The organism is Pantoea sp. Taur (assembly GCF_009830025.1).
Taxonomy (GTDB): domain Bacteria; phylum Pseudomonadota; class Gammaproteobacteria; order Enterobacterales; family Enterobacteriaceae; genus Pantoea; species Pantoea communis.
On the sequence record NZ_SZZZ01000034.1, the window covers coordinates 1 to 22,891 of the forward strand.

General features: G+C 57.3%; 18 protein-coding genes. 7 read left to right on the forward strand and 11 right to left on the reverse strand.

The features are described from left to right. Nucleotides 1–1,053 precede the first annotated feature (1,053 nt). From hutH (FD744_RS24255) to hutI, 7 genes are all read right to left on the reverse strand, one after another. Nucleotides 1,054–2,538, reverse strand: coding sequence for a histidine ammonia-lyase (gene hutH, locus FD744_RS24255; protein WP_160869832.1), 1,485 nt, complete (start codon nt 2,536–2,538; stop codon nt 1,054–1,056). Next, nucleotides 2,535–3,335, reverse strand: a complete 801-nt coding sequence (locus FD744_RS24260; RefSeq protein WP_034820922.1) for an ABC transporter ATP-binding protein — start codon at nt 3,333–3,335, stop codon at nt 2,535–2,537. Before FD744_RS24260 ends, hutH (FD744_RS24255) begins: the two co-directional genes overlap by 4 nt. A gap of 1 nt (nt 3,336) precedes the next feature. Continuing rightward, complete coding sequence (locus FD744_RS24265) at nt 3,337–4,065, reverse strand: ABC transporter permease (RefSeq protein ID WP_034820924.1); 729 nt, start codon at nt 4,063–4,065, stop codon at nt 3,337–3,339. Nucleotides 4,066–4,076: 11 nt separating this feature from the next. After that, nucleotides 4,077–4,796, reverse strand: coding sequence for an ABC transporter permease (locus FD744_RS24270; protein WP_034820926.1), 720 nt, complete (start codon nt 4,794–4,796; stop codon nt 4,077–4,079). Between the two features lie 12 nt (nt 4,797–4,808). Continuing rightward, nucleotides 4,809–5,660 (reverse strand): transporter substrate-binding domain-containing protein, encoded by an 852-nt coding sequence (locus tag FD744_RS24275; protein WP_058962211.1) that lies wholly within the window; start codon nt 5,658–5,660, stop codon nt 4,809–4,811. A gap of 431 nt (nt 5,661–6,091) precedes the next feature. Continuing rightward, nucleotides 6,092–6,883: an N-formylglutamate deformylase gene (hutG, locus tag FD744_RS24280; protein WP_160869833.1), complete on the reverse strand. Its 792-nt coding sequence runs from the start codon at nt 6,881–6,883 to the stop codon at nt 6,092–6,094. Then, a complete protein-coding gene (gene hutI / locus FD744_RS24285) occupies nt 6,880–8,097 on the reverse strand; it encodes an imidazolonepropionase (protein ID WP_160869835.1) in 1,218 nt (405 codons plus the stop codon). The genes hutG and hutI overlap by 4 nt, the downstream gene beginning before the upstream one ends. Before the next feature lie 85 nt (nt 8,098–8,182). Here hutI and FD744_RS24290 point away from each other — a divergent pair, with 85 nt between their 5' ends. Beyond that, nucleotides 8,183–9,538, forward strand: a complete 1,356-nt coding sequence (locus FD744_RS24290) for a formimidoylglutamate deiminase (protein WP_160869837.1) — start codon at nt 8,183–8,185, stop codon at nt 9,536–9,538. Next, nucleotides 9,535–10,074 carry a HutD family protein gene (locus FD744_RS24295; RefSeq protein WP_160869839.1) on the forward strand — a complete coding sequence of 180 codons (540 nt, stop codon included), beginning with the start codon at nt 9,535–9,537 and terminating at the stop codon, nt 10,072–10,074. Before FD744_RS24290 ends, FD744_RS24295 begins: the two co-directional genes overlap by 4 nt. Here FD744_RS24295 and hutC read toward each other — a convergent pair. Next, on the reverse strand, nt 10,058–10,813 hold the full coding sequence (gene hutC, locus FD744_RS24300) for a histidine utilization repressor (RefSeq protein ID WP_034820947.1): 756 nt from the start codon (nt 10,811–10,813) through the stop codon (nt 10,058–10,060). The two genes, FD744_RS24295 and hutC, sit on opposite strands and share 17 nt — an antisense overlap. A 319-nt stretch (nt 10,814–11,132) precedes the next feature. Here hutC and hutH (FD744_RS24305) point away from each other — a divergent pair, with 319 nt between their 5' ends. From hutH (FD744_RS24305) to FD744_RS24315, 3 genes are all read left to right on the forward strand, one after another. Continuing rightward, entirely contained in the window at nt 11,133–12,686 is a 1,554-nt protein-coding gene (gene hutH, locus FD744_RS24305) for a histidine ammonia-lyase (protein WP_160869841.1), read from the forward strand. 10 nt (nt 12,687–12,696) lie between these two features. Then, nucleotides 12,697–14,382, forward strand: a complete 1,686-nt coding sequence (gene hutU / locus FD744_RS24310; protein ID WP_160869843.1) for a urocanate hydratase — start codon at nt 12,697–12,699, stop codon at nt 14,380–14,382. A gap of 224 nt (nt 14,383–14,606) precedes the next feature. Continuing rightward, the gene (locus tag FD744_RS24315; RefSeq protein WP_160869845.1) at nt 14,607–15,764 is read left to right on the forward strand and encodes a M20 aminoacylase family protein; all 1,158 of its coding nucleotides are present in this window, start codon (nt 14,607–14,609) and stop codon (nt 15,762–15,764) included. A 70-nt stretch (nt 15,765–15,834) separates the two neighbouring features. Here FD744_RS24315 and ybiB read toward each other — a convergent pair whose 3' ends face one another. The 3 genes from ybiB to FD744_RS24330 form a co-directional block, all read right to left on the reverse strand. Next, on the reverse strand, nt 15,835–16,803 hold the full coding sequence (gene ybiB, locus FD744_RS24320; RefSeq protein WP_160869847.1) for a DNA-binding protein YbiB: 969 nt from the start codon (nt 16,801–16,803) through the stop codon (nt 15,835–15,837). 72 nt (nt 16,804–16,875) lie between these two features. Next, a complete protein-coding gene (gene dinG, locus FD744_RS24325; protein ID WP_160869849.1) occupies nt 16,876–19,053 on the reverse strand; it encodes an ATP-dependent DNA helicase DinG in 2,178 nt (725 codons plus the stop codon). Between the two features lie 54 nt (nt 19,054–19,107). Continuing rightward, nucleotides 19,108–20,004, reverse strand: coding sequence for a LysR family transcriptional regulator (locus FD744_RS24330; RefSeq protein ID WP_058962201.1), 897 nt, complete (start codon nt 20,002–20,004; stop codon nt 19,108–19,110). Nucleotides 20,005–20,128: 124 nt separating this feature from the next. On the opposite strand from FD744_RS24330, the gene speB reads away from it, so the two are divergent. Together speB and FD744_RS24340 are read left to right on the forward strand one after the other, a co-directional pair. After that, the gene (gene speB / locus FD744_RS24335) at nt 20,129–21,088 is read left to right on the forward strand and encodes an agmatinase (RefSeq protein ID WP_160869851.1); all 960 of its coding nucleotides are present in this window, start codon (nt 20,129–20,131) and stop codon (nt 21,086–21,088) included. Continuing rightward, nucleotides 21,085–22,170 carry an iron-containing alcohol dehydrogenase family protein gene (locus FD744_RS24340; RefSeq protein ID WP_160869853.1) on the forward strand — a complete coding sequence of 362 codons (1,086 nt, stop codon included), beginning with the start codon at nt 21,085–21,087 and terminating at the stop codon, nt 22,168–22,170. The genes speB and FD744_RS24340 overlap by 4 nt, the downstream gene beginning before the upstream one ends. Nucleotides 22,171–22,891 lie beyond the last annotated feature (721 nt).

Here is a 22,891-nt window from a genome sequence, read left to right on the forward strand (position 1 = left end):
CGAAGAGATCAGCGCTGGGTGGTGTGATGAGAAAGCTGGTGCATATCTGCTTCGGTGTGCTGATGAAACAGCAGAGATATGACGAGAATTACGCAGTAGCGGCTTGACGTGCAAGACGGTAGCTGCGGGCTATCCTGGCAGACTCACTCTGCTCGGCGCTGCGGATTGCCTGCCCCCCTGCGCCCCCAGCCTGCTCATAAACTTTCGTGCGTTTTGTTAAAGGCACTTTCATTCCCATAAGCTTCAGTGTGTTTGTCACCAAGCTTATTTCTGTCCATAAGATTGAATTTGTGATGCTAATGAGAGCATCAGCCGACTCACAAACTTCAACCAATAAGAACTCACATTGGCTCACAAACTTGAATGCGAGTTGATAAATACCGCACAAGTGTTAGTGGCCGTAGCACCTCTGATGCTGCAAGGGCTATCCGCAGCGCTGAAGCTTTTACGTTGGGCCGGGAGATCCACGCAGGGATGACCCAAATTTCACAATCTGCTGATGAGCTCAAGTGAATGCTGTTGAAAGGGGCACAATATTTGAGGCCGTAGCACCTCTGATGCTGCAAGGGCTATCCGCAGCGCTGAGGCTTTTACGTTGGGCCAGGAGATCCACGCAGGGATGGTTCAAATCTTCCCGTCTGATGAGTTCAAGTGAATCCTATTAAAAGGGGCACAATATTTAAGGCCGTAGCACCTCTGATGCTGCAAGGGCTATCCGCAGCGCTGAGGCTTTTACGTTGTGCCAGGAGATTCACGCAGGGATGCGTGGATCAGTTCGGGGCCGACCAGGGATGGTCGATCCCCGAACGTTCCGTAGGCACGACGTGGAAGCCGAGGGCACCGCGCCAGCGGCGCGAGGACTGCCCGGCAGCAGCAGAGGTGCTACGGCCCGCACCCACACGCATTCAGCAGTTAAGCAGTTAAGCAGTTAAGCAGTTAAGCAGTTAAGCAGTTAAGCAGTTAAGCAGTTAAGCAGTTAAGCAGTTAAGCAGTTAAGCAGTTAAGCAGTTAAGCAGTTAAGCAGTTAAGCAGTTCGGCATCACTTAAGAGCACTCAGCAAACACCGTTCTTCATCACCTCAACTGCCCGGGCAATTTCCGGTGCCAGCCAGCGATCTTCCTGCCAGTTCGCCACCTCTGCCCGCAAACGGCGCAACGCCTGTTTCGTCCCTTCCGCCAACTCCGCCTCGCCATGGAAATCCAGCGCCTGCGCCGCCAGCAAATACTCAATCGCCAGAATCTGCCACACATTCCCCACCAGCTTCAGCAGTTTCAACGCAGCTCCCGTACCCAAGCTAAGATGATCCTCCTGCAAACCCGAGGTCACGTAATTATCCAGCACCGCCGGTTGCGCCAGCTGACGGTTCTCCGCACACAACGACGCCGCCACGTACTGCGCAATCATCATGCCGGAATTCACGCCCGGCTGCGCCACCAGGAACGCCGGTAAACCGCTGACCAACGGATTCACTAAACGATCCAGACGTCGCTCCGCAATGCTGCCAACCTCCGCCATGGCAATGGCCAACACATCAGCCGCCATCGCCACCGATTCACCGTGCGGATTGGCCTGCGACACCACACGCCAGTTATCCACGGTGCCGAGTACCAACGGATTATCGGTACAGGCATTCAACTCGGTATTCACCTGGCGCGCCGCGTGATCAAACTGATCGCGGCTGGCACCGTGCACCTGTGGCATCGAACGCAAACTCAGTGCATCCTGGGTGCGCACACCTACGCTTTTTGCCAGCAGTGGGCTGTCGCTCAGCAACTGACGCAAACGCTGCCCGCTCACCTGCATACCTGGGCTGGCTTTCAGCGCAATCACTTCGGCATCAAACGCCACTAACTGCCCGCGCAGCGCCTCAAAGCTCATTGCGCCAGTCACGTCGGCCCAATCCAGCAAGCGCATCGCATCATCCAGCGCCAGACACGACAATCCGGTCATGCACGGCGTGCCGTTCACCAGGCTCAAGCCCTCTTTCGCGCCAGGTCGATAAGGCGTTAATCCAGCCTGCGCCAGCGCTTGCTCTGCAGACACGATCTGTTGCTGATACTCAACATCGCCCACGCCAATCAGCGCGAGTCCGATATGCGCCATATGGCTGAGATAGCCCACTGAACCTTGCGACGGCACCTGCGGCGTAATCTGATGATTCAGCAGCGCCAGCAAACGCTGCACCAGTGCCACGGAGACGCCCGATTTGCCATGGCTATAGTTCGCAATCGCCGCACACAGAATGGCACGCACCTGTTCACGCGCCAGTAATGGGCCCACGCCACAAGCGTGACTCAATAGCGTATTACGTGACAACTGGCTGAGCTGCGCTTCCGGCAAAGTGATATTGCACAGCGCCCCCAGCCCGGTATTGATGCCATAAGCGATATGCCCGCTGGCCACAATCTGCTCGACGATCTCACGCCCCTGAGCAATACGCTGCCAGGCGCTGGCGCTTAACGTCAGTTCGGCATTGTGCCGTGCCACCTGCACAACATCCTGCCAGGAAAGCGTTTCATCGCCCCACACTAATGTCATGCTGGTTGCTCCGTGTGATGGCTCTGATGGCTGGAGATAAACTGCTTAAAGCGCTGCGAGCCTTGTGCGCCAAACATCTCTTCCGGCGTCCCCTGACAATCAATGGTCCCCTGATGCATAAACACCACCCGGTTGGAAACGTTACGCGCAAAGCCCATTTCGTGCGTCACCACCAACATGGTGCGCCCCTCTTCCGCCAGGCTGCGCATTACTTTCAATACTTCGCCCACCAGCTCGGGATCAAGTGCTGAGGTTGGCTCATCAAACAGCATCACTTCCGGGTCCATCGCCAGCGCGCGGGCAATCGCCACACGCTGCTGCTGGCCGCCGGAAAGCTGTGCCGGATAAAAATCTTTGCGATTCAACAGGCCAACGCGATCCAGCAACTGTTCCGCCTGGGCAATGCAGCTTTTCTTATCGCGCTTCAGAACATAGTGCGGCCCTTCAATCACGTTTTGCAGCACCGTCATATGCGACCACAGGTTAAAACTCTGGAACACCATGCCCAGACGCGAACGCAGGCGCTCAATCTGTTTGGGATTGGCCGCCAGCTGATGACCACGCGCATGGCGCTTCATCTCAATGGTTTCACCACCGACGCTCACCACGCCAGCATCCGGCGTTTCCAGCAGGTTGATACAGCGCAATAAGGTACTTTTACCCGAGCCGCTGGCGCCGAGAATTGAGATGACATCGCCTTGATGCGCCTGCAGCGAAATGCCTTTCAGTACTTCCATTGCGCCAAAGGATTTATGGATATCGGTGGCGCTTAAGGTTACGGGGGATGTGGATTGCATATCACTCTCCGGCAAGCGGTTTAACGGCGGGTAACGGCTTTTTTTCAACGCGATGCACCGGGGTTAAACGGCGTTCTAACAACGCGTAAAGCTGGACGATAATAAAGTTGAGGATCAGATAAATGGCGGCGGCGCAGATAAACACTTCCATGGTGCGATAGGTACGCTGAATGATCTGCTGCGCCACACCAGTGACATCCCACACGGTGACCAGACTGGCCAGCGCCGTGGACTTCACCAGCAGGATCGCTTCGGTGGAATACGCGGGCAATGCATAACGCAGCATGATGGGCGCGATGATGCGACGAAGCAGCAGCCAGCGCGACATGCCGCAGGCCAACCCGGCTTCGACTTGCCCCGGCGGCACCGCCAGCAAGGCACCGCGCAGGATTTCAGCGGTATAAGCCGCCGTACATAGCGACAGCGCCAGCACGGCGCAGGTAAAGGGCTCGCGCAGGAACGGCCAGACAAAACTATGGCGGATCACGCCAAACTGCCCCAATCCGTAATAGATCAGGAACAGCTGGATCAGCAGCGGTGAGCCGCGAAACACCAGAATGTAGCCGCGCGCAAAGCCGCTCAGCACCCGCCAGCGGCTCATGCGCAGTGACAGAATGCCGATAGCGAGAATGCCACCGCAGAGAAAGGCACTGATAAACAGGCCGAGCGTCACCGGGAGCGCGGCGCTCAGCTTGAGAAAGGTATCGGTCAGAAAGGCGAAGTCAATCATACTGCTGCTCCTTAATGCTGTGCCGCAGTGCGACTTTGCCACGCGCGTCCAAGGCGAGACTCTGCCCGGCGGAACGCATGATTAGACAGCAGCGTTAGCACCAGATAGCAGCCACCGCCAATCAGATAGAAAGTGAAGTAATCGCGCGTGGATCCCGCCGCCACCTGGCTGGCACGCATCAGCTCGACGATGCCGGTCACCGACACCAGCGCCGAATCTTTGAGGCTCATCTGCCAGACATTTGACATGCCTGGCAGCGCATAGCGCACAATCTGCGGCAGCAAAATGCGCTGGGCAATACGCCAGCGCGGCATGCCGATCGCGACTGCCGCTTCCACTTCACCTTTGGCCAGCGCCAGACGCGCCGCACGATACACCTCACCTTGATAGGATCCAGAGATGAGCCCGATAGCCAGTGCACCAATCAGGAACGGCGGCGCTTCGATAAAACCATCCGCGCCAAACATCTGTCCCACCAGGGTAATCAGGCCCGATCCGCCAAAATAGAACAGGTAGATCACCAGCAGTTCCGGGATGCCGCGAAACACCGTGGAATAGGCTTCACCCAACCAGCGAACCCAGCGCTGCGGCGACAGTTTCGCTGCCGCCACGCCGGAACCGACCACCGCGCCAATCATCAACGCCGCCAGCGACAGCAGCAGCGTGGTGAAGGCAGCCCCCAAAATCAGGCGGCCCCAGCCATCAGCACCAAAACTCAGCAGGCTCATCATCTTTCACCTCACTTACGGGGTTACGTCAGTTTTAAACCACTTCTCACTCAGCTTTTTCACGGTGCCATCGGCCAGTGCGCCTTTAATGGCCTCGTCGAGTTTGGCTTTCAGATCATTGTCAGCCATGCGCACGCCCATCGCCTCGCCCTCACCCCAAATCGGGCCACCCAACTGCGGGCCACTGAAGGTCAGGTTGCTGTTCTCTTTGCGCGCCAGCATCGATTGCGCGAAGGTCACATCGTCGAATACCGCATCAATACGCCCCGCCTGAAGATCGAGAATCGCATCTGCTGAGGAAGTGTATTCGCGCACGTCGGCGACATCTTTGAAGTACTTATCAATAAAGGGCGTGTAAACCGTGCCGGACGCGATACCAATGGTTTTGCCTTTTAACGCCGCTTTCAGAGGCGCAATCGCGGTGTTGATCTCTTTCTCATCGTCATGCAGCTTGATGATGTTGTGATCGGCCGGCATCAGCGGACTGTCTTTGGTGGTGATAAAGGTGGCAGGGGTAGATGCGTAAGGCACGGTGAAATTGACCACTTTTTTGCGGTCCGGCGTGATGACGATGGCATCCATGATCACATCATATTTGCCAGCATTCAGTCCGGCGATCATGCCGTCCCAGTTTTGCACCACCAGCTTGCACTGGATGCCCATGCGCTTACACAGGTCTTCCATCAGTTCAGGTTCAAAGCCGCCTAACTTGCCGCCCGGCAGCGTCAGGTTCCAGGGTTCATAGCTGCCTTCGGTAGCGATGGTGATCGATTTCCACTCTTTGGCCTGAACAGCAACACCGCTGATCATCAGGCTGGCAAACAGGGTCGTGAGGCAAAAACGGCGAATCGGGGCACGGTGCGTCATGCGGCTTCTCCTGGTCATTAATCGAATTGGCTGTCTCTGTTGGCTGATACAGCGCAGATGACATTTCATGTATATACAAGTTAGCTTGCGGCAGATCATTGTCGGCATAAGCTTTTTGTGAGCCAGCCAGAATAAAAAGTGATAATTACCACGTGGTCTTTACTTGTACATACAACCTAGCAAGCGGTGTGCCAAATCGGCAGAGGCGGTGGAATCAGGGAATGGTCCCGGTGTGGACGTGGGAGTGCACATTTTTGGGGCGCGATTGCACTGTTATGGGGATGCCAGGGTTTAAGATGGAAGCGAGATGGGGATGGCGCGTGGCATGAGTTTGCACTTCAACACCCATAAAAAACTGCCACCTTTAAAGGTGGCAGTCTGATGCAAATGAGCCCTGGCAAGCACGACGTCTTGCCATACGACTCAGGCGATTAACGCGGCTTTCCGGCCTGTAAAAATGCCTGCATCATCGGTTTCAACACTTTCTGCAGCTGCGCGGCGCGATCCTGCTGCCAGGCAAACGGCGGGGTTTCATCCATATAATTCAGCTGCGCCAGTTCGAGCTGTACGGCCTGTACGCCCTGCTGCGGCTGACCGTAGGCACGCGTGATATAGCCGCCTTTGAAACGGCCATTGACTACCCAGCTGTAATCGCTTTGCGCGACACAAACCTCTTTAATCGCTTCGATCACCGCTGTCGAGCAACTCTCACCACTGTTAGTGCCAATGTTGATATCCGGCAACTGGCCGTCGAACAAGCGCGGAATCACCGACGCGATGGAATGGGCGTCAAACAGCAACGCATAACCGTGTTCAGCTTTCAGTCGCGCCAGCTCTTGCTGGATCTGCTGGTGATACGGCTGCCAGATATTATCGAGATAACCCTGACGCGCGGCGGCGCTGGGGGTTTTCCCCTCGGCGAAGGTTGGCGTGCCGTCAAACAGCGTCTCAGGATAGAGGCCGGTGGTGGCGGTGGTGTACAACGGCTGGTTATCCGGCGGACGATTCAGGTCGATGACAAAACGTGAGTAATGGCCAATCAGCACGCTGGCCCCTAAATCACGCACAAAATCGTAAAGCAGCGGAATGTGCCAGTCGGTATCTGGCAAACCGCGTGCCGCGTCGCTTAATCCTGCATCCACTTCAGGCGTTAACTGGGTGCCCGCGTGCGGGATGCTGACCAGCAGCGGCAGCTTACCGGCGGTGAAATGAAAAGGTGTCATTGCGCTTCTCCACGATAAATAACCTGGCACGGCAACTCGCCGCCCAACCAGTAAACCAGTTCTGCCGGACGTGCCAGCGGCCAGTGTACAAAGTTCGCTACCTTCCCGACCTCCAGCGAACCGTGCGAATGCTGTAATCCCAGCGCTTTCGCGCCCCATAAGGTCACACCCGCCAGCGCTTCTTCCGGGGTCATGCCAAACAGCGTGCAGCCCATATTGAGCATCAGACGCAGCGACAGCGCCGGAGAAGTACCGGGATTGGCATCGCTGGCCAGCGCCATTGGCACGCCGTGTTTGCGGAACAGATCCACTGGTGGGCGTTGGGTCTCGCGCAGTAGATAGAACGCGCCCGGCAGCAACACCGCAACGGTGCCGTGTTGCGCCATCGCTTGCGCATCGGCTTCGGTGGCGTATTCAAGATGATCGGCTGACAAGGCGCCGTATTCAGCCGCCAGCGTGGCGCCGCCGAGCGCGGACAACTGCTCAGCGTGCAGTTTAACCGGCATCCCCAGCGCTTTGGCTTGATCAAACACCGCGCTAACCTGCTCAGGGGAGAAGGCCAGATGTTCGCAGAAGGCATCGACGGCATCCGCCAGCCCTTCCGCCTTCACCTGTGGTAACAGGTGATTGCAGATGATATCGATCCAGCCCTGTGGGTTTTCTTTAAACTCGGGCGGGAAGCCGTGTGCGGCCAGACAGGTGGAGAGCACATCGGCGGGCACCGTTTCCGCCAATTCGCGGATGGCGCGCAGCATGGTCAGCTCGCTGGTTTCATCGAGGCCATAACCCGATTTAATCTCCACTGTAGTGACGCCTTCTGCCAGCAATCGATCCAGACGCCAGCGCGCGCTTGCCACCAACTCCTGCTGTGATGCCGCGCGGGTAGCACGCACCGTGGAGAGAATACCGCCGCCCTGCGCTGCGATCTCGGCATAGCTGACGCCGTTCAGACGCTGTTCGAACTCCTGGCTGCGATCGCCGCCAAACACCAGATGCGTATGGCAATCGACCAGACCCGGCGTGATGATGCCACCGTCAAATTGCTGCTGCGTACGCGGGGCAAAATCCGGCAGTTCACTACGCGGTCCTACCCAAATCAGCTCGCCGTTATCCACCGCCAGTGCGCCGTCGGCAATCAGGTTATAGTGCCCGTCTCGCATGGTGACGATATCGGCCCCCAGCCACAGGCTGTCGATCTGCTTCGCTTCTGCCATCCCACTCCCCTTCACATCTGACGATTTACAGTGCGTCTCAAAGTATGTATATGTATATACAACTTTCCGCCCTAAAGGATCAACCATGGCCGTTTTTTTTGCCCCACGCGCGCTGCTGGCCGACGGCTGGCATGAAGACGTATTGATTACCACTCACGCATCCGGACAGATTGCTGAACTTACCCCTAACAGCACGCCAGGCAGCGCCACTCGCCTTGCTGGCCCGGTGATCCCTGCTATCGCTAACCTGCATTCGCACGCCTTCCAGCGCGCCATGGCCGGGCTGGCTGAAGTGGCGGGCGATCCGCAGGACAGCTTCTGGACCTGGCGCGATCTGATGTACCGTATGGTGCAGCGCCTGTCGCCTGAGCAGGTCGGCGATATCGCCACCCATCTCTACATCGATATGCTGAAAGGTGGCTATAGCCAGGTGGCGGAATTCCACTACTTGCACCACGATGCGCAGGGCAAACCCTATGCCGATGACGCGATGCTGCTCAACCTGATTGCCGCCGCCGAGACGGCCGGCATCGGTCAGACGCTGCTGCCGGTGCTTTACAGCTTCAGCGGATTTGGATCGCAACCCGCCAGCGATGGCCAGCGCCGTTTTATCCAGCAAACCGATGCTTATCTGCAACAACAGCAACGCGTAGCGCAATGGAGCGCCAATAAGCCGCTGCTTAATCATGGCATCTGTTTCCACTCGCTGCGCGCGGTGAGTGAAGCTCAGATGCGTGAAGTGCTGGCCGCTGGCGCTGCTGATGTGCCGGTGCATATTCATGTGGCGGAGCAGGAAAAAGAGGTGAATGACAGTCTGGCGTGGAGCGGTGAACGTCCAGTGGACTGGCTCTACAATCGCTTCGAGGTAGATCAGCGCTGGTGCCTGATTCATGCCACCCATCTGGACGACAGCGAAATCCAACGCATGGCGGCCAGCGGTGCGATTGCCGGACTCTGTCCGACCACCGAAGCCAATCTGGGCGACGGCATCTTCCCGGCGGTGGAATACATTGCCCAGGGTGGACGCTGGGGCATTGGCTCGGACAGCCATGTATCGCTCAGCGCGCAGGAAGAGCTGCGCTGGCTGGAGTACGGTCAGCGCCTGCGCGATCGTCGTCGCAACCGAATCACCCTGCCCCATCAGCCTTCTGTGGGCGATCTGCTGTGGCAGCAGGCGGCACAAGGCGGTGCACAGGCGTGCGCGATCAACACCGGTGAACTGGCGGTGGGCAAACGCGCCGACTGGCTGGTGCTGGAAAACGATGCCTTCCTGAGCAGCGTAAATTCAGCTTCACTACTTAACCGCTGGCTATTTGGCGGTACGCAAAGCCAGATCCGCGATGTGTTTGTTGCCGGTAATCAGGTGATCAGCGAGGGCCATCATCCCGCTGAAGAAGCCGCAGCCGCGCGCTTCGCCCAGGCCATGAGTGCACTGCAATGAGAACCCATTTTGACTACGGCCAGCTGCCGGTCAGCCGCTGGCGCAACGGCGGCGGTGAAACGCGTGAAATCATCAGCTTCCCGCCCGGTGAGACCCAATTTGGCTGGCGCGCCAGTATTGCCACCATCGATGCCGACGGGCCTTTTTCGCCGTTCCCTGGTATCGATCGTGTGATTACGCTGCTGAATGGCGACAGCGTGATACTGCGCAGCGAGAGTGTCGAACACAGGTTGTTGCCGCATCAGCCATGGGCGTTTCCCGGTGAATGGTCGATCGACGCCCAGATTAACGGCAGCTGTCAGGATTTCAATATCATGACGCGCCGCGACAGTTGGCAGGCACAGGTGGAGGTTGTGCAACACGCCGCTACCAGCCAACACGGTGTCGCGTGGGTATTATCCGGCGAATGGCAAAGTACGGACGGCAAACGCATCACGGTTAATCAGGGAATGTGGTGGCTGGATGAAGAGACGCAGCTGGCACCGCGAACCTCGGATACCAGCCTGCTGTTTGTGGCGCTTAGCCGTGTCCTCTGAAACGACCGAGTAACTTATAGCGCGAGCCTGGATAGAGCAGGCGCGCGTAAGTCACAATCTTGTTGTCGCTCCAGGTCTGACGACGAATCAACAAGCAGGGTTCGTGCTCATCCAGCGCCAGATGTTTACGCTGGCGCAAATCGGGCAGTACCGCTTCCACAATATGCTCACCGGCGGTCAACGGCGCCACGCGCATCAAATAGGTGTAGGGCGTCAGTTGATGATAATCCTGACTGAGGTAATCCGGCGCCACCAGCGGGTTGACCAGACGATCTTCCAGTTGCACTGGCATGTCGTTTTCGTAATGCACAATCAACGAATGATACAGCGTCTGTCCGGTGGATAAGCCCAACACAGCGGCCTGCTCCGGATCGGCCTTCATCTGCCCAATCGACAAAATTTTGCAGCTATGGCGATGACCACGCTGGGCAATTTCATCGGCGATGTTATGCACTTCCAGCATCGCGGTGTAACCCTTCATCTCCGCAACAAAGGTGCCGACGCCTTGCATGCGTACCAAAAAACCTTCACTGGTGAGTTCACGCAGCGCGCGGTTAATGGTCATGCGGCTCACGCCCAGCTCGTTAACCAGCTCACTTTCGGACGGTACGCGCTGATTCGCTTTCCAGTGACCTTCACGGATCTGGCTGACGATCGCCTGTTTCACGCGCTGATAAATCGGTGCTGGCTCATCGCCCATCGCTGCGGCCAGCTGCGCTATTGCCGTTTGCTCCGCCATATCCTGTTCCTTTTCCGAATAATGCCCAAAGTTTACTGTCTCAGCTCGTAAATGTATATACATCCAATTGTGCAGACAGCCCGTTAACAGTGCAGCGTTCTCCCTGTTTCGGTGCAATGCGGCTGCGGCTGAATGACACATCCCGCATTGCGGCGCATTTCACAGAATCCAATCAATCTGGCACAGCCCTTGCTACTTGTATAGACAAGATTAGACACTTATGCTTCACTCAGCTCATTCAATGGTGCTACCCCATGCCACATCGTAAACCCAGGGCTTGCAGGTAGCACCCGATCACTTGTATAGACAGGAGTAGACTATGTCAGGTTCGGTTCAGGAAATTCGCCTCATTCCCGGTGAAGTGGACCTCGCGACCTTGCGGGCGATTTATCAAAGCAAGGTGACGCTCACCTTAGCGGATGACGCTCGTGTAGCCATCGATCGCGCGAATGAAACCGTCGATGCCATCGTGGCATCAGGCAAAGTGGTGTACGGCATCAACACTGGCTTCGGCAAACTGGCACAGACACAGATTCCTGCTGAGCGTCTGGCAGAGTTGCAGCGTAATCTGGTGCTGTCGCACAGCGTGGGTTTGGGCAACTTACTGCCCGATAACGTCACGCGCTTAGTGGTCGCCACCAAAATCATCAGCCTGGCACGCGGTCACTCCGGCGTACGTATCCAGTTAATCGAAGCCCTGCTGGCGTTGTTTAATGCTGGTGTGATGCCGTGTATCCCGGAAAAAGGTTCGGTTGGCGCATCCGGCGATTTAGCACCGCTGGCCCATCTGTCACTGATGTTGCTGGGCGAAGGCCAGGTACGCGTTGACGGAGGACTGATTCCTGCCACCGAAGGGCTGGCACGCGTCGGCCTGCAGCCGATTGTGCTGGGACCGAAAGAAGGTCTGGCACTGCTGAATGGCACCCAGGTTTCCAACGCCCTGGCACTGCGTGGCCTGTTTGAAGCTGAGAACCTGTTCGCCGCAGGTCTGATGGCCGGCGCGCTGTCACTGGAAGCGATCAAAGGCTCGGTAAAACCTTTCGATGCACGTATTCATCAGGCGCGCGGTCAGCACGGGCAAATCGCGGTGGCCGCTGCCGTTTCTTCCTTACTGGAAGGCAGTGAAATCCTCAGCTCACATACCAATTGTGGTCGCGTGCAGGATCCCTACTCGATTCGCTGCGTTCCGCAGGTGATGGGCGCGTGTTTAGACAACCTCAGCCATGCGGCGCGTGTATTGCAAATCGAAGCCAACGCGGCCTCTGATAACCCGCTGGTGTTCAGTGAAAGCGGTGATGTGATTTCGGGCGGTAACTTCCACGCCGAACCTGTGGCGTTTGCCGCCGATATCATCGCATTGGCGATTGCCGAAATTGGCGCAATTTCCGAGCGCCGTATGGCCCTGTTGCTGGATACCGGTCTCTCAGGCCTGCCGCCATTCCTGGTGCGCGATGGTGGAGTGAACTCTGGCTTTATGATTGCTCAGGTCACCGCTGCCGCACTGGCTTCTGAAAACAAATCGCTGGCGCATCCGGGTAGCGTGGATAGCCTGCCGACCTCTGCGAACCAGGAAGATCACGTGTCGATGGCCACCTACGCCGCGCGTCGCCTCGGTGATATGTGCTTTAACACCGCTGCCGTGGTCGGCATTGAAGCCATGGCTGCGGCGCAAGGCATCGACTTCCATCGTCCACTGCAAAGCTCGACTGCGCTGGAACAAGAGATGAGTCGCATCCGCGAGAACGTTGCCTTCCTTGATCAAGACCGTTTAATGGCGCCGGATATCGAATCCATGCGTCTGTGGGCCAGCAGTCACGCCTGGCCTGAATCTTTGACTGCGCTGCTGCCAAGCCAGCGTTCACCTTCCCTTTAAGGAATTGATGATGAGCGAAACTTTATCTCAGGCTGTTGCCCGTGAAATCCGTGCGCCGCGCGGTAACGAACTGCATTGTGCGAACTGGTTGATTGAAGCGGCTTACCGCATGATCCAGAACAACCTCGATCCTGATGTGGCCGAGCGCCCGGAAGATCTGGTGGTATACGGCGGTATCGGTAAAGCCGCGCGTAACTGGGAGTGCTTTGAGCAGATTCTGCGTTCACTGCGTGCGTTGCAGCCTGAAGAAACCCTGCTGATCCAGTCGGGTAAACCAGTGGGCGTGTTCCGTACTCATGCCGATGCACCTCGCGTGCTGCTGGCTAACTCTAACCTGGTGCCACACTGGGCTAACTGGGATCATTTCCACGAGCTGGATAAAGCCGGCCTGATGATGTACGGCCAGATGACCGCCGGTTCCTGGATCTACATCGGTGCACAGGGCATCGTGCAGGGCACCTTTGAGACCTTCGCCGAAGCCGGCCGCCAGCATTATGACAGCGATCTGAGCGGTCGCTGGATCCTGACAGCAGGCCTGGGCGGCATGGGCGGCGCACAACCGCTGGCGGGCGTACTGGCCGGTGCCAGCGTGCTGGCGATTGAATGCCAGGAATCCCGCATCGATTTCCGTCTGCGCACCCGTTACGTTGACCATAAAGCTTATACCTTAGACGAAGCGCTGGATCTGATTGAGAAAGCCACCAAAGCGAAGCAGGCAATTTCCGTTGGCCTGCTGGGCAACGCCGCGGAAATCGTGCCGGAGCTGGTGAAGCGCGCCAAAGCGGGTGGCATGAAGCCGGATATCGTCACCGATCAGACTTCTGCACACGATCCGATTAATGGTTACCTGCCAGTGGGCTGGGACATTGAGCGCTGGCAGTCCGAGCGAGTCAGCAATCCAAAAGCGGTTGAAAAAGCAGCTCGCGCGTCGATGGCAGTGCATGTGCAGGCCATGCTTGATTTCCACCACATGGGTGTACCGACCGTGGATTACGGTAACAACATCCGTCAGGTGGCGTTGGATGAAGGGGTGAAAAACGCCTTTGATTTCCCAGGCTTCGTACCCGCCTATATTCGCCCGCTGTTCTGCGAAGGCAAAGGTCCGTTCCGCTGGGTGGCGCTGTCAGGCGATCCGGAAGATATCTACAAAACCGATGCCAAGCTGAAAGAATTGTTCCCGGAACATAAGAACCTGCATCGCTGGCTCGACATGGCGCAGGAGCGTATCGCCTTCCAGGGCTTACCAGCACGTATCTGCTGGCTGGGGCTGGGCGAACGTCATAAAGCCGCGCTGGCGTTTAACGAAATGGTGCGCAACGGTGAACTGAAAGCGCCTATCGTCATCGGCCGCGATCATCTGGACTGTGGTTCCGTGGCGTCACCGAACCGCGAAACTGAAGCGATGAAAGACGGTTCGGATGCCGTCTCCGACTGGCCGTTGCTGAATGCCCTGCTGAACACTGCAGGCGGCGCGACCTGGGTTAGCCTGCATCACGGCGGCGGCGTTGGCATGGGCTTCTCGCAGCACTCCGGCGTGGTGATTGTCTGCGACGGCACTGCCGAAGCCGACGCGCGCCTTGGCCGTGTGCTGTGGAATGACCCGGCAACCGGTGTGATGCGTCACGCGGATGCAGGCTATGAACTGGCGCAGAGCTGCGCGAAAGAACATGGCTTGAACCTGCCGATGCAGAAGTAAATTTCCCGGTGCGCATGACTGCGCACCTTTCTCCACATGTGTAAGGTCGGCATGCAGGTATGCCGACCGAGCGCCCCCGCTGCTATATTCCATTCCGCTATACCCTATAGCCAAATTATTCCTTTCCACGATAGACGCCGCCCTGCGCTTACCACTACAGTGGAGACATCACGTTACGTGTCAGAGAAATCGCAGCAACTGCTGCTGATGGAGAGCCTTACCTTATGAGCCTGCCTGCCGTCCTGCTGGAAAACGCCCTGAACTGGCGTCGTCAGTTACACCAACATCCTGAACTCGGTTATCAGGAGCAACAAACCAGTGAACTGGTTGCGAATGTGCTCTCTGAAGCAGGATTACAAGTGTTCCGTGGCCTGGCAGGCACTGGCGTGATCGGCACACTGGAAAACGGCCCAGGCCCGGTGATTGGTTTACGCGCTGATATGGACGCGTTGCCGATTACCGAAAAAGGCGCGCCGGAGTGGAAATCTGCCCGTCCCGGCGTGATGCACGCCTGCGGTCACGACGGACATACGGCCATTCTGCTCGCGGCGGCCTGCCAACTGGCCGCGACGCGCAACTTCAAAGGCACGGTGCACTTCCTGTTTCAGCCCGCGGAAGAGAATCTTGGCGGTGCGCGGAAAATGGTGGAAGAAGGTTTGTATACCCGTTTCCCAATGGATGCGGTGTACGCCATGCACAACTGGCCAGGTTTGCCGGTGGGTTCGCTGGCGGTGAATCCAGGTGCGATGATGGCCTCGCTCGATTCCTTTGAAATCACCCTGAACGGCAAAAGCTGTCATGCGGCGATGCCAGAGAGCGGTGCCGACCCGATGGTGGTGGCGGCAGAGCTGATTATGGCGCTGCAAACCATTCCGTCACGCCGTTTGTCACCGCTGGCATCAGCAGTGGTGAGCGTGACGCAGATCCATGGTGGTGAGGCGATCAATGTGATTCCCGAGCAGATTGTGCTGCGTGGTACGGTGCGATGTTTGCAGACTGACGTACGTGACCGCGTGCGCAGTCTGATTGAGGATTTTGTCACTACCCTGCCGCGCCCGTTTGGCGTCAGCGGCGAGATTCACTGGTATCCGGGTTATCCCGTCACCGCCAACCATGCCGGTCCAGCGGAACAGGTGCGCGAGGTTGCCCAGCGCGTGTTAGGTGAATCGCAGGTGCACTGGCAGGTGAATCCTTCCATGGCCTCGGAAGATTTCGCCTGTATGCTGGAATCCTGCCCGGGTGCTTACTTCTGGCTCGGTGCCGATGGCGCATCCCCCTCCGCCCCATTGCACAACGCGCATTATGATTTCAATGATGATCTGATACCGATTGGTATCCGCTTCTGGCAGCAACTGGTGGAGAACGTGCTGGTCAAAGCCTGACTGCCGGATTTCCCAGATCTCGACTGTGCGTTTGACCCGCAACCCAAGGCTGCGGGTATTGATTTACCCGTCAGATCCCAGCTTGCTGCAATCGCGTTTCCGCCTCATCCAGCGTCGCTGACTCTCCGGTGGCCACTAAGCAGCACGCCAGCTGTAAACGCAGCGCCTGCGGCACGGCACGTTCGCCGGCCAGCACCTGTTTGATCCAGTCTGCAGTGTCCTGCGCATTTTTACTTTCTGGCAGTTCCACGCTGATTTCTGGCTGACGCTCTACCCACACTTCCGCCTCTGCGCCCGCACCGCCAATGTAGTTAATCGCCGGACAGCGTTGTGGGTTGGCATACACTTCACCTTCGGTGCCATTCAGCAGGATGGCGGGTGCATCAATATCCTGGAAGAACTTGCCGACGCGCGGCACATATTCCGGATGGGAAACACTCGCCAGACGCAACGCGGCGCGTTCGGCAAACGGCGTCGCCAGCTTCGCCAGCGTATGGGCGCTGTTACGCACGCCCATGCGCCAGCGCAGCGACAGCTGTTTTGCCATCGGTGCACACAGGTGATCGATGGTGATAAACGCCAGCTCACCGCTCTCCAGTTTCGCTTGTGCCTGCTGCGCAGTGGTGGCCGGCGCAATATCCAGCGCTGCCAGTACCGCTTCGGTGGTGATGCGGGTTGGATCGTCACTCACACCATGCAGCAATACCGGAAACCCGAGTTTGCTTAACAGCAAGGCCAATAACGGCGTGAGATTGCCCTGACGACGTGCGCCGTTGTAGCTGGGGATCACGATCGGCATCGGGCGATTGGCGGGCGCCTGCAACTGCATCATTTGCTGCTGCATGGCGTGGTAAAAACCGCGCATCTCCTCTTCGCCTTCGCCCTTGATTCGCAGGGCGATCAGCACACCACCAAGTTCCAGTTCGGGTACTTCATCCGCCAGCATCGCGCTGTACAGCGCAACGGCGGTGTCGAAATCGATATCGCGCGCGTGGTTCTTACCGCGCCCAATCTCTTTGATTATTTTATTCAGTTCCATCAGGGCATTCCCGCTTCCAGGGCGCGCCGATATCCGGCTGCCAAAAGGTCATTGAGGTGCGCCTGGGCACACCTAAGATTTCTTACTTTTACGCTTCGCTGATTTTACTGGGGCTTTAACCACTGCTTTGACCGCTGGTTTTATGCTGGCTTCGGGCACCATCGGTTGCTCAATTGGAAACACCGGTAAGGCGGCCAGCAGCCGACTGCCATAAGCTTTATTAAGCAGTCGCCGATCGTATATCACGATCTCCCCGAAGCAGTGATGGCTACGAATCAGACGGCCGACCTGCTGAATCAACGTAAACGAAGCGCTCGGTAAACTCTGCACTTCGAACGGGTAGCGTTTAAGGCTCTTCAACCACTCCCCTTCGGTCAAAATTACCGGACTGTCTACCGGGGGAAAAGCGATTTTATGGATGTGCACCTGCGTCAGCAGATCGCCCTTTAAATCCAGGCCTTCAGCAAAAGACTGCAGTCCAACCAGAATACTGGTTTGCCCCGCTTCGACTCGCTGGCGATGCAGCTCCACTAAGCGCGAACGAGGTTGATCGCCCTGCACCAACATCGATAAGCGTAATGCGCTGACATGGCTGACAAACTGCTGCATCGCGCGCCCGCTGGCAAACAGCACCAGCACGCCTTTGTGCTTCTCTTCTGCCATTTGTTGCAGGAAAAAGCCTGCCATCTCGGCGATGTGCTCCGCTTCATTAGCCATCAGCGGTTCATAGCGCATTTGCGGGATCACCAGCTTGCCCTGATCGACATGATTAAATGGCGAATCCAGCGCCACAAAGCGATCGCCCGCTTTCTCGTTTAGCCCTGACATCTCTTGCAGCCGATTGAAGCTGTTCAGTGAACGCAAGGTCGCCGAGGTCACCACCACATGCGGAATCTTGCGCCACAGCAGTTTCTCCAGCTGATCGCTGACGCGAATCCCGGCGCAGTGGAATAGCAGATGCGCCTGGCCGTCCCGAATTTCACGGGTAATCCATTTCGATACCGGCGCATTAGAGGCTTTCTCCATGGCCGCCAGTCGCCACAGTTTGCTGATCGATTCGAACCAACCAAACTGGCGGTTAAGCTGAATGATTGCCCGATGCAGACGCATGATGTCGGCTTTGCCGGTTTGCTCACCCAACTCATTGAGTAACCCTTCGCTCAACCCGCGCAATGCATCGCTCAGTTTGAACAGCCGTGCGCACATCGTCATCAGCTCTTCCGGCAACTCACCCAGCACAAAACGAAACTCGCCCGGCTGATTGTGCGCGGGTAACAGCGGGTTGAGCGCGTCGCACAGGATTTGCAGCAGTTCACGCATCTCATCGCAGTGGCCTTTTAACCGTTCAGGATTAGTCAGCGGTGGCGGCGATTTCGGGCGGAACTGCGCCATGATGGTTTCCACCAGCCGTACAAACAGATCGAGCTGCAAGCTGCTCCAGCCGGGGGTAATTTCCGCGCTCATCTCCAGTGCATCACGCGCCACTTCAGGCAGATGATGGCCCTCGTCCAGCACCAGCATCAGATGTTTAGGCGGCGGTAATACGGATTCATTCTCCATCGCCGCCATCACCAGCGCATGGTTCGCCACCACCACATCGGCCTGCTCAATTTCACGACGCGCGACAAAGAACGGGCATTCACGATACCAGCGGCAGTGATGCCCCAGGCAGTTGGCTTTGTCGGTGGAAAGGCGCTGCCACAGGCTGTCATCAATTGAGACATCGGAGTGATCGCGCAGGCCGTCCCATTTGTAGATGCTGAGTTGCTTTTCCAGTTTGGCACAGAACTTCTGCTCTTCTTTCGACCCGGTTACCGCTTCTTCATCGAGATACAGCAGCAAATCGCCTTGCTGATCTTCCGTCGCAGCCAGTGCCGCGAGATTGCGCGGACAGACATAGCGGCCACGGCCGAATGCGGCAGTGAAGGTGAGATCGGGGATGATTTTTTTCAGCAGCGGCAGGTCTTTGCTGAAGATTTGATCCTGCAGCGCGACGTTGGCGGTGCTGATCACTAACCGTTTCTCCTCGGCGCGGCTTACCGCGATGCCGGGGATCAAATAAGACAAGGTTTTGCCCACGCCGGTGGGGGCCTCAATCGCCAGATGGCGGCCTTCATCACCGGCCAGGCTTTTCGCCACTTCAGCGATCATCTGACGCTGTGGCGCACGGGGGATAAAGTCAGGAACCTGCTGCTGCAGCGCCTTATACCATTGCGCAATCTGGCTTTTTATCGCTGCTGTCAGGGCCATGTTGATTACTGTTTGCTGAATTGGCCTGTATTTTTACACAGTATCGGCGCAGCGTCAGCTTTCACTGCTATTTTTTCGCGCTGGATTCAGAATTTCACGCATCGCGCGGATCAACGTTTCGCGCGCGCGTCCACGGCGGAAGGCAAACGAAAATGGTGCGCGGAAGTGAAAATGCTGTGGCAACAAGCGGCACAACGTGCCCTGCTGTTCCCCGCTTTGTGCGTAATGCTCCGGCAAATAGCCGATATATCTCCCGGAGAGGATCAGCGTCAACTGCGCCTCTATACTCTCCACTGAGGCGTTAGTCTGGCGGAAGCCGCGCTTGTTTAACTCCTGCTGATTCCAGTAACGCCGCGTCACCATGCCGGTTTGCTGCACGGTGCGCATATCCGGATCGCCCTGCGCCAGTGGATGGTGCGGACTGCAATACAACCAGTGTTGCTCCTCATAAAGCGGAATGGTGACCAGATTGCTGGCACGCAGTGGAAAGTGCCCGATTGCCAAATCAAGGCGGTCTTCCAGTAACTGCTGCTGCAGTTCATTGGGATCGCGCACGCTGAGATTGAAAAACACCGCTGGAAAGCGCTGGTTAAAGCGCGCAATTGCTGCCGGCAGGTCCAGCGTGCTGTCAGTGACTGTGGCATCCACTACGCCCAGTGAAAAGGTGCCACCTTGTGCGCTTTTCAGCGTTTCAACCTGCTCCTGCCAACCCGCCAGCGTGGCCAGCATTTCCTGGCTGTAGCGATGAAACTGCTCGCCTTTGGTAGTGAGGGTAAAGCCGCCACGTCCGCGCTGGCACAAGATAAAACCCAGCTGCGTTTCCAGCTCGCTCATATAAGCGCTGATGGCGGGCGTGGTCATGTTAAGCGCCTGCTGTGCACGCGAATAGCCCTGATTTTCCACCACGCTGGCAAACACCTGCAGCAGTTTGAGATTAGGTAGTGTTTGCATCGCATTTCCTTCAGTGATTACTGACTAAAGTTAACCAATCTATGAAGTGATTATTTACTGTCAAGGATTTTTCCCGCGCCTCCCTCAGGCCATGATAAGACTCACTTAGCCGAAGGAGTTCGTGATGACCGATTTTCCTCAGCCGCAGGGTGGCAACGAGATGCCCCGTTTCGCTGGCCGTGGCACCATGATGCGTTTGCCCGCTGCCGAATCCCCTGCCGATCTTGATGTGGCGTTTGTAGGCATTCCGCTGGATATCGGAACATCGCAACGCAGCGGTACGCGCTATGGGCCACGCGCCATTCGCGCCGATTCAGTGATGATTCGCCCGTATAACATGGCAACCGGCGCAGCCCCTTTTGATTCGTTGCGCGTTGGCGATCTCGGCGATGTGCCGATCAATACCTACAGCCTGCTGAAGTCGGTCGATATCATCGAAAACTATTATACCGAGTTAAACAATTGGCCGATTATCCCGTTAACGCTCGGTGGCGATCACACTCTGACGCTGCCGATTTTGCGCGCGCTGGCAAAGAAGCACGGGCCGATGGGCCTGATCCACATTGACGCGCACACCGATACCAACGATGAGATGTTCGGCGAAAAGATCGCCCACGGCACCACATTCCGCCGTGCGGTAGAAGAAGGCCTGCTCGACTGCCAGCGCGTGGTGCAAATTGGTCAGCGCGCTCAAGGCTACGCCGCCGATGATTTTCAGTGGGGTGTCGATCAGGGCTTCCATCTGGTGCCTGCCGAACAGTGCTGGTATCGCTCCATGACACCGCTGATGGCTGAAGTGCGAGCGCGCATCGGAGACGGCCCGGTATATCTCAGCTATGACATCGACAGTTTTGATCCCGCCTGGGCACCCGGCACCGGCACGCCAGAAGTCGGCGGCCTGACCTCGATGCAGGGACTGGAGATTGTGCGCGGCTGTCGCGGACTCAATCTGGTCGGTGGCGATCTGGTCGAGGTGTCACCGCCGTACGATATCAGCGGCATGACCTCCCAGCTTGCAGCCAATATCCTTTATGAGATGCTGTGCGTATTGCCCGGCGTCCGTTACACAGAGAAGAAAGCATGACACAACAGAATTTGGTGTTTCCGGCGCGCGTGTTGCGCGGTGCGGGTGTGATCAATCAACTGGGCGAGATTTGCGCGGGGCTGGGCAAACGCGCCCTGCTGATCGGCGGCCATCAGGCTTTACAATCGGTGGAAGCGCAGGTGCGCGCTCAACTGCTGGCAGCCAACGTGACGCTGCTGGCGCAGGAGTGGTTTGGTGGTGAGACTTCAATCAATCAGATTAACCGTCTGGCGGCGATCGCTACCGAACTGCAAGCTGACGTGATTATCGGTGTCGGCGGCGGTAAATCGCTGGATACCGTAAAAGCCGTGGGAGCGCAGTTGGGCTTGCCGTTTATCACCATCCCGACCATTGCCGCCACCTGTTCGGCAGTGACGCCATTGACCATTCGCTACGACGATAACGGCAATTTCTTCGATATTTTCCCGCTGCCACAGGCACCGGCGGCAGTGATCATCGACAGTGAGTTGCTGGCTAAAGCCCCTGCTCGCTGGCTCGCTGCTGGTCTGGGCGACACCCTGGCAAAATGGTATGAGTTCCGCGCGGTGAGCGTCCGCCATCCGGCACGTGAAGGCAATGCATTGTCATCATTGGCTCATAGCCAGATTTGCTATGACGTGATCGCGGAACACGGCCCGGCGGCCTATGCGGCGGTGTTGCGCGGCGAAAGCAGCGCCTCATTGGACCAGGTGCTGGATGCGATCTTTACCTGGGCCGGATTGACCTCGCTGATGAGCAACGGCGCCCACGCAGCGGCTTCACATGCGATTTATGAAGGTTTTACCTTCTGCGATAAGACACGTGAGTTTGGTCATGGCCTGCTGGTTGGCTTTGGCAACTTGTGCCTGCTGGCGCTGGAAGATCGCAGCGATGAAGAGGTGCTGGATGAGATGCGTCTGGCGCGCGATTGCGGTGTGCCATTGACGCTGCGTGAGATTGCCGAGTTGGATGATGCCGAGCTGGCGCTGATTGTGCGTGAATCCGTGCATGCACCGGATATGGAGAATATGTCGGTCGAAGTGACCGAAGCCCGTCTGCTGGCCGCAATGCAGCGGATTGAAGGGTTGGCTGATCGGGTTTAAACCTGGGGTCAGTGCTAGTACGGAGTGAGAACGTATAGTGCAGGTGTGTTTAGTTCGGGGGGTGAGTCCTGTGCTGAGTGCGGGCCGTAGCACCTCTGCTGCTGCCGGGCAGTCCTCGCGCCGCTGACGCGGTGCCCTCGGCTTACACGTCGTGCCGACGGAACGTTCGGGGATCGACCATCCCTGGTCGGCCCCGAACTGATCCACGCATCCCTGCGTGGATCTCCTGGCCCAACGTAAAAGCCTCAGCGCTGCGGATAGCCCTTGCAGCAGCAGAGGTGCTACGGCCTCAAATATTGTGCCCCTTCCAACAGCATTCACTTCAGCTCCTCAGCAGACTGTAAAATTTGCGTCATCCCTGTGTGGATTTCCTGCCCCACTATAGAAGCATCAGCGGTGCTGCGGCCTTACGCAATGTGCCCTTTTCACCAGCACGCACTTCAGCAGCAGTCTGGAAGATCTGGATCAACATGCCCGCTATGGACTAAAACCAGGCTGCATTTAACAGCAAGCACGATGGTTAATGAGCAGGCTGGGGGCGCTTTGGCGCAGGCAATCCACAGCGCCGAGCAGAGTGAGTCTGCCAGGATAGCCCGCAGCTACCGTCTTGCACGTCAAGCCGCTACTGCGTAATTCTCGTCATATCTCTGCTGTTTCATCAGCACACCGAAGCAGATATGCACCAGCTTTCTCATCACACCACCCAGCGCTGATCTCTTCG

What these genes read in the sequence shown, in the direction of transcription:
- hutG (WP_160869833.1), bottom strand. Translation starts at nt 6,883, where the DNA reads ATGACACCTTTTCATTTCACCGCCGGTAAGCTGCCGCTGCTGGTCAGC.
- FD744_RS24290 (WP_160869837.1), top strand. Translation starts at nt 8,183, where the DNA reads ATGGCCGTTTTTTTTGCCCCACGCGCGCTGCTGGCCGACGGCTGGCAT.
- FD744_RS24265 (WP_034820924.1), bottom strand. Translation starts at nt 4,065, where the DNA reads ATGATTGACTTCGCCTTTCTGACCGATACCTTTCTCAAGCTGAGCGCC.
- speB (WP_160869851.1), top strand. Translation starts at nt 20,129, where the DNA reads ATGACCGATTTTCCTCAGCCGCAGGGTGGCAACGAGATGCCCCGTTTC.
- FD744_RS24275 (WP_058962211.1), bottom strand. Translation starts at nt 5,660, where the DNA reads ATGACGCACCGTGCCCCGATTCGCCGTTTTTGCCTCACGACCCTGTTT.
- FD744_RS24295 (WP_160869839.1), top strand. Translation starts at nt 9,535, where the DNA reads ATGAGAACCCATTTTGACTACGGCCAGCTGCCGGTCAGCCGCTGGCGC.
- dinG (WP_160869849.1), bottom strand. Translation starts at nt 19,053, where the DNA reads ATGGCCCTGACAGCAGCGATAAAAAGCCAGATTGCGCAATGGTATAAG.
- FD744_RS24270 (WP_034820926.1), bottom strand. Translation starts at nt 4,796, where the DNA reads ATGATGAGCCTGCTGAGTTTTGGTGCTGATGGCTGGGGCCGCCTGATT.
- hutI (WP_160869835.1), bottom strand. Translation starts at nt 8,097, where the DNA reads ATGGCAGAAGCGAAGCAGATCGACAGCCTGTGGCTGGGGGCCGATATC.
- hutH (WP_160869841.1), top strand. Translation starts at nt 11,133, where the DNA reads ATGTCAGGTTCGGTTCAGGAAATTCGCCTCATTCCCGGTGAAGTGGAC.
- FD744_RS24330 (WP_058962201.1), bottom strand. Translation starts at nt 20,004, where the DNA reads ATGCAAACACTACCTAATCTCAAACTGCTGCAGGTGTTTGCCAGCGTG.
- ybiB (WP_160869847.1), bottom strand. Translation starts at nt 16,803, where the DNA reads ATGGAACTGAATAAAATAATCAAAGAGATTGGGCGCGGTAAGAACCAC.
- hutC (WP_034820947.1), bottom strand. Translation starts at nt 10,813, where the DNA reads ATGGCGGAGCAAACGGCAATAGCGCAGCTGGCCGCAGCGATGGGCGAT.
- hutH (WP_160869832.1), bottom strand. Translation starts at nt 2,538, where the DNA reads ATGACATTAGTGTGGGGCGATGAAACGCTTTCCTGGCAGGATGTTGTG.
- FD744_RS24340 (WP_160869853.1), top strand. Translation starts at nt 21,085, where the DNA reads ATGACACAACAGAATTTGGTGTTTCCGGCGCGCGTGTTGCGCGGTGCG.
- FD744_RS24260 (WP_034820922.1), bottom strand. Translation starts at nt 3,335, where the DNA reads ATGCAATCCACATCCCCCGTAACCTTAAGCGCCACCGATATCCATAAA.
- hutU (WP_160869843.1), top strand. Translation starts at nt 12,697, where the DNA reads ATGAGCGAAACTTTATCTCAGGCTGTTGCCCGTGAAATCCGTGCGCCG.
- FD744_RS24315 (WP_160869845.1), top strand. Translation starts at nt 14,607, where the DNA reads ATGAGCCTGCCTGCCGTCCTGCTGGAAAACGCCCTGAACTGGCGTCGT.